The organism is Sphingomonas sp. S-NIH.Pt3_0716, from assembly GCF_003950715.1.
Taxonomy (GTDB): Bacteria; Pseudomonadota; Alphaproteobacteria; order Sphingomonadales; family Sphingomonadaceae; genus Sphingobium; species Sphingobium yanoikuyae_A.
This window is the reverse complement of sequence record NZ_QLJK01000044.1, coordinates 20,537-27,238: the sequence shown is the minus strand read 5'-3', so window position 1 is coordinate 27,238 and position 6,702 is coordinate 20,537. Positions and strand designations below refer to the sequence as shown.

5 protein-coding genes and 1 pseudogene are annotated in these 6,702 nt (G+C 56.6%); 1 reads left to right on the top strand and 5 read right to left on the bottom strand.

Annotated elements, in window-relative coordinates; all coding sequences use genetic code 11:
• Nucleotides 1–112 (top strand): annotated as a pseudogene (locus BRX37_RS23800) (IS630 family transposase); the annotation flags it as partial.
• Between the two features lie 12 nt (nucleotides 113–124).
• Here BRX37_RS23800 and BRX37_RS23795 read toward each other — a convergent pair.
• The 5 genes from BRX37_RS23795 to BRX37_RS23775 form a co-directional block, all read right to left on the bottom strand.
• A complete protein-coding gene (locus tag BRX37_RS23795) occupies nucleotides 125–2,812 on the bottom strand; it encodes a UvrD-helicase domain-containing protein (RefSeq protein ID WP_318276900.1) in 2,688 nt (895 codons plus the stop codon).
• 110 nt (nucleotides 2,813–2,922) lie between these two features.
• The gene (locus tag BRX37_RS23790) at nucleotides 2,923–4,578 is read right to left on the bottom strand and encodes a hypothetical protein (protein ID WP_125989810.1); all 1,656 of its coding nucleotides are present in this window, start codon (nucleotides 4,576–4,578) and stop codon (nucleotides 2,923–2,925) included.
• A gap of 241 nt (nucleotides 4,579–4,819) precedes the next feature.
• A complete protein-coding gene (locus BRX37_RS23785) occupies nucleotides 4,820–5,521 on the bottom strand; it encodes a hypothetical protein (RefSeq protein ID WP_318276899.1) in 702 nt (233 codons plus the stop codon).
• Entirely contained in the window at nucleotides 5,470–6,066 is a 597-nt protein-coding gene (locus tag BRX37_RS23780; RefSeq protein WP_125989808.1) for a hypothetical protein, read from the bottom strand. Before BRX37_RS23780 ends, BRX37_RS23785 begins: the two co-directional genes overlap by 52 nt.
• Nucleotides 6,063–6,680 (bottom strand): hypothetical protein, encoded by a 618-nt coding sequence (locus BRX37_RS23775; RefSeq protein WP_318276898.1) that lies wholly within the window; start codon nucleotides 6,678–6,680, stop codon nucleotides 6,063–6,065. The genes BRX37_RS23780 and BRX37_RS23775 overlap by 4 nt, the downstream gene beginning before the upstream one ends.
• Nucleotides 6,681–6,702 lie beyond the last annotated feature (22 nt).

Below are 6,702 nucleotides of genomic sequence, written 5' to 3'. Positions count from 1 at the left end.
AGGAGAGCGCACCGTCAGCGGCCTGTGGGACCTGATCGGCAGGCTCGTCGATATCTTCAAGCCCGACGAATGTGCAAACTACTTCAAATCATGCGGCTATGAACCGGAATGAATGGAAACCGCTCTAGACGCCGGATGGCCGGCGAACATACGAACATCGTGGATGAGAGCTGCAGCCAATTATGCTGATCCCACCTTCCGTTTGCCGTTCGATTAATCGCCCGGTTACACATGCAGGACACTGCATCAGCCGTACACCGTCGACTGTTTCGAACCGGACATCATCACCGGCGACGGCGCAAAGTTCTGAGATGTAGCGGGATGGCCTACTGCTGTTGTAGAGCAGAAACGTCCCGCGGCTGGCCCGCGTTAACGCGACATAGAAAAGCCGCCGTTCCTCCGCGTACTCGAATTCCTCCGGCCGTGGGATCACCAGATTGAGGAGTTCGTCATCCTCGATCCTGCTGGGTACGCCGTAGTCACCTTCGCTGACATCCATCAGGATCGTGTAGTCGGCCTCCAATCCTTTCGACCGATGGAAAGACAGGCCCGAAACCTCGATGCAGTCATACATTGGCGAGCCGGCATGGAACGGGTCCAGCATGTTGTATCGCCACAGGACAAGCACCTTTAGGCGGTGCTCATCGCTCTCGCGCCACTGCGACTGAATGCCGCTGAGGAAACGATCCAACCTTTCAAGGATCTTGAAGCAGGCATCGCCCATGCGTGGCTTGCCCCATTCTACTTTCACGGGGATCGCCCTGATAGAACGCCGAACGGCCGGCCGTGATGAAGTGACCTGCTTCGACATCTGTGCGGGATTTTTCTGGATGAAACGGGCCGCGGCTTCGGCTAGCGTCTGGTTGCAGCGATATGTGCGCTGCAATCGGCCCTGCCAGGATGCGCCGAAGTTAGCATCGAATTCGGTGAAGATAGTTATATCAGACCCGGTAAAACGGTAGATTGACTGCCAGTCATCCCCGACCGCGAACATCTTCGTGAACGCCCTCTGATGCTTGAGAGCCTTGATGAGCTTAGCCCGAGAATCAGAGATGTCCTGGAATTCGTCGACGAGGATCAGGGAATAGGGACTACGATAGCGGCCGGCTTCCACTAGCTTAGTCGCATCGCCAATCATGGAGTCGAAATCGATCCGCTCATCCTGCTCCAGCTTCTGCGAATAGGCTTGGGTGATGAGCCAGATGACCTTCGCGAAACGGGTGGCGCGATTCTTGTCGTGCAGCGTCTTCGCCTTTTCCTGCAACATTTCCAACGTGAGGCTGCTGGCACGGATGTGCTTGATGCAGACCCCGATAATCTTGCGGTAGCGTGTCATCACGACGGAGGGGATCGTCTTCATGATCTCCTCGGGTGATTTCGGAGTCAGCTCAATCTCACGCTTTTCCAGCTCGCTCCTGAGTTGGTCGAGCAGCGAGCCATCGGCGGACTGAGCAGATGTTGTCTCGAAGAAATCGGCGCCAATTCTAGCATAGCCGGCCCGCTTCAGCTTGGCATGCTTGACGTAATCCCTGAAGGGCGAAGTCCCGTCAGCATCGATGGCGAAGTGCTCGTGGATCGTGTCGGTGGCTGGGTAATAGAAATCTGGATCGACGTGGCGGATGCCGCCATCCTCGTCCTGGACCTTCGTCCGCCGTTCGTATTTGAATTCGACTGAGTGCTGCCACAGCCAGTTGGCTATCTTCAGCTCTTGTAGGGACTTCACATAGATCCCGGACTGGCTGAGAATGCTCTCCGGCCGCTTGCCGCTATTATCGGCCATATGTCGCCGATATTCTTCAGCCGAGTCGAACTGGGAGGGCGGGATATCAGCCTTGGGATACAGGAGAAGCATATCCGGCCAGAGCGTGCGGAACTCCTCGTTCGATTTCATCAATGCATCGATGATCCCATCGATGAAGCGGGCCTCCCCATGGGCGTTATCCACCCAGTTGGCGAGCTGGGGTGGTCGCCCTTCAGCCTCCTTGATGATCCCAAGGCCGAGCGCGTGGAATGTTGTGATCCGGCATTCCAGCTCGTCCGCTTCAACGCCGAGCTGTCGCGCGATCCGATCTTTCAGCTGGTCGGCCGCGTTTTTGTTGAAGGCCAGCACCAGGATTTCGGACGGGGCATGAAGTCCTTTCTCGAGGACGTAACTCACTTTGCTGACCATCGTCGCAGACTTGCCGGACCCAGCGCATGCCACGAGAAGATTGCTGTCCTCGAGCCGAATGCAGGCTTCCCGCTGTTCGTCGGAAAGGGATAGGCCCTCAAGCTGGTCGAAGAAAGAGCTGAATTCGCGCATTTCGTGTTCAACGAATGCTTCGTTGTAGCGCTGGCGTTCCTCAGCATCGGTCAACATCCTAAAAGATGTTGGCAGGTGCGTTCGTAATGCGGCAGGCATTAGGGCGGCATGAAAGAGTGGGTGGGACAGCGCCAGGGACGCGCTGCCGGGCACTTCTGCGATCGCGCGACTAATGTCTGACTGCGCGAGATATTGCCGCTTGCCCTCGACGATCGCGGTGATGGCCTGGTCGACCACCATGAGTTGGCCTTTGCCTTTATCGATGAGAGCAGCGAGATGTAAGTTCACGAAGCTGTGCAGGTCGTCGCGCAGTTGGCGGGCTGCGTTGCCGGAAAGGCCTGTGAGATTGGTGACACTATCCCGTGTGCGGATTTCGACGGCATGCCAGAGCAATGCTCTCGTCACCGAGATTGCAGTAATGTCGATGGATGCCAGTTTTCCGCTTCCCAGCTTCACGTCTTGAGGCTGGGAACGGATCAGCGTCAACGTCCAGTTGTCGGCAAGAAACAACCGGAGCCACAGACTAGGGCGATACGTCTTCGATCGAGCGAACATGGGGCGTCACGTCAGAGGATGGTGGATTCGATACGCTCGAGTTTGAATGCTGGGCTGTTAGCAGTTCAACGCATTCGCGTTGCTATGATAATCCCATCTTGAATTTTCAGATCCATCGAGAGCGGGCGATCGTGAGTGGAGATATCCGTGCCGATTGTTTCAAGGCTATCGAAAATCATCGCGCTTTGAGCCGAGATGCGGTTCATCAGAGCATTTTCGTTCCGCAGAATTTGGGAACGATCAGCCGCGCTAGTGACGGTTTTGATTTTCTCGCGGAGGAGCTGATCCAGCGCAATGGCTACCTCGCCCTGCGGCAGCAAGGCTAATACAGAGGCCCTAATATCCTGAAGCCGATCTTCTTTACGCTTTTCTCGGCCAGGGAAGACAGAGAGGAGCTGCCAGCCAAAGGCGCGCGCGCGCAAACACAAAAGCATTTCATGATAGAGCTTATCGAGCGCTGCCTGCTGCTCATCCAGCGCCTTAATGTACTTACCTTGCCGGACCCACTCTTCGTCTTTCAAGATCTTCAGGGCTTCGGTTTGACTGCGAATGTCGATGGCAAGATGGTTTTGCACCTCCAGCAGCTTGGTCTCGTGCATTTCGATGACGTGGACCACCTCATCCGAGAGCTCTCCGGACAGCACGGACCCAGCAATCTGCTCATAATAGCAGATCGATCCTGTCAGGACTGATCGACGCTCGTTCTTTTGAAACGCAGCGACATCTTCGACGGCCTCCTTAATGTCCGAGAGCTTCTCGCTAATGTCGGCGAGATGCTTTTGCGCCAGCATGGCCGATGCAATATTGAGAGCAGCGCCGGAAGCCGCCAGCGCCGAAAGCTTCCCGATATCGAGTTTAGCGGCTCCGGCGAATTCGCTTGTGCCAATTTTGCGGAGCGTGCCGATTAGGCCACCATGCTTAACGCTCTCAACCAATTCGGTTCCAGCTGGGACAATCACGTTCATGTAGTTGCTTGTCCCAACCTCAACGGCCGTGGCCACGCCGGGGACAGCTTGCAAAACGGAATTTAACCGGCTGATCCCGGTATCATCCTTGCTGACCTTGCGCCACCCATCGTCCGAGTCCGAAAAGCTGATCTGAGCAAGCGTTAGAACAGGGGTTCCGCTATCGTTACTGATGACCAAAGCATCGGAATGACCATCAGGTGGTGGCGTCGAACTGGCCTCCTTGCCTCCCTTACTTGCGCGCGCAAATTCATTATACGTCCCGCGCAGGAACGCAATTTGCATTAGGGAAGCAGCCAGAGCAGGCCACTCTGCGGCGCCGAAAAAGCTCCTGGCCCCCTCAGCAACTGCTTGGCGAGCCTCGTTCACGGCCGCCTGCTGCTTGTCCGCCGCGATTGATGAGAGCCGTTGCGACGTAAAGAGGTTGAGTAAAGTCGTCTCGTTGCCGGCCAGATCGCCATCCTGCGCAGGCAATCCCAGCTGTTTGCATAACGCGCCGATCATCCGTTGATACGAAGGACGGCTACCATCCGTAACATTCAGTGCCTTTTGACCAAGACGGTACACCTCATCGCCGATCTGATCGGTATACCGACTGTGATCCGGAGCATGCCGTTCATAGGCCCGGCAAATCTTAAGTATGCTGAGAGGCGTCTGCGTTAGTGTGTCGACCAAAGGTGCCAATTGCTCATCACTGCTCATACCTAAAATCTTGTAGATGACCGGAATATCGGTGACGTTCGCTGTGGTATCCATGCAGGCTACACCAATCCTCGTTTAAAAATGGATCGACCTGATGTCCATCAGGAACTGCCAAAGGTCAAGATATTGTCGGCATTTGCGAATTATTCGGCCGGAGCCTGCAGATTAAATGCGACTATTATTTCGACGCGATCGTTTTTTGATTAAGGTCACAATGGCAGATTAATCCGCAAGCTGCCTAGGGAAGGAGGGCGCCTGGAATGGCCGGAAAGTCCTAGCTGCCACCTACCACGGCCTACCAAAGTCGGCCAGCACGTGTCGACATTATGCTCAAGTCGACGATATCTTGCATTATGCCAATGATGTGCCGCAACCAGACGGCTATCGGCACTGAAAATCCCCCCCCCTCCCCCGCTCCTCCGCTCGGATAATCGGAGAGCAATTCAGCCTTGGCCGCCCGCCACATCCTACGCCGTTCTGCTTCCGGCTCGGGAGGCAGGATCATCGAGAATGGACTGGTTGAACGTAGAGTTCTCCCGGTCGGGGACTTCTGAAGCATATAGGCGATGATCTCATCGATGGATCGCCTCAATAGAAAGCGCCATGCCCTGTTTCCAATGGTCGCACGATGGCTTGCCAGCTGCCGGTCATTCTCCGCCTGCGCCTGAATGATGAGGTCCGGATTGGCCCGAAGCGCGGCGACATGACGACGGGCCAGGATGAGTTTTCTCCGCTCGCCTATGTCGTGCGCATTCAACTCATAGGGCGGCGGCTCTTCAATTTCCCGCATCCAGTATCGGCAAGGCAGATGGACGATCCCGAAGACGTTGATCTCGGCCTGGGGGTATCCATTTTCGATCAACCAATCCTGCAAGCTCTGCCCCTCACCAAGAGTGAGGGGCTTGGGAAAGCCATAGCGCCAGCCATGGGGCGGATCGATCATCGTCACTTTACGCATGAGCCGCCCTTTTTCTGAAAGCTGATCCAGGCGTTCCATGCATCATGGCAGCCACTATCCGAACAGACGTCGCGTGCCTGGCCGGTAAACCCATTCATCGACAGCCGGCGTGCCGGGAGCAGGATATGGATGTGAGCGGCATTTGATGAACCCGCCAAATAGGGCAGATGGAGTACCATCAGTGCGGCCAACTGCTCCTGACGGACAAAGTAGCTTCGCACCCATGCCCGCACCTGCTCCCATCCCACATGCGGTGGCTGATCTGATGGCAGTGTCAGGGTGAATTGGGCGTATCCGGTCCGCTCAGCCCCGGGCAGCATCGCATCGTAGCGCTGCAGCAGATAGCTGAGGTCCATATATTCACCGCTGGCTGCGTCAGGCAGCAGCAAATCATGACGCGATGCCTTGTGCCCGGCAGGCGTCAGCTTCGCCATAACCATGTCGGTTATTCCGGCACGATGTACATCCTGTTTGTAGAAGTAGCGGATATATTTGAAGCTGCCGTCATCGGCAGGATCCAGCGTGAAGCAGGACAGCATCTCTGGCTGATCGGCCGTGGCAGGCTTCGATTTGGCTTTGCTCATGCCGCCTCCTGCCACTGCGTGCTGGTCTGCGCCGCCAGCGAGAGACCGGCTTCAAAGCGCCGGGCATCGGGGCAAGGCGCATGGGTGGAGAATTGCAGGCCGCGCCGGTGTGCCAGGATGAATGGCTGATCGACTTCATCGGGCGGGCAGAACCAGTAGCGGTCCTCAAACCATGCGCGCTGATAGCCGGTAAACCACTGATCGTCTTTGCAGCGGTAAATGTCGTATTTCGCGACTGGACCAGAGAAGCGCGCGAGCAGCAGGTCCATGCCATACTGCCGGGCGACTGCGCTAACGTCATACAGCCCAATGTTCGGACCGGTCCGGGTCCCGACGATCAGGAGATTGGCGCCTTCCAGTAGCACGCCATGCCGCGCGCCCGGGAAGCGCTGCTCCGGGCTGAAGTCGATCGGCCCGCCAATATCCGCCGCCAGCATCATGATGCCGCGATAGGTCGCGGCTTTGATCCACGGCAAGCCGTTCGCGCTCCCGAGGGAGCGCGGTGTAACATTATTCTGCATTTGTAAGACTTTCGCGTTGAGGGCGCGCGGCAGCCGAGCGGTGCCGCGCCTTGCCCCTTTTTCATTCCATTTTTGCTCAGCTGCCTGAGCCACTTCAAACTTGGCCTTCGCCGCA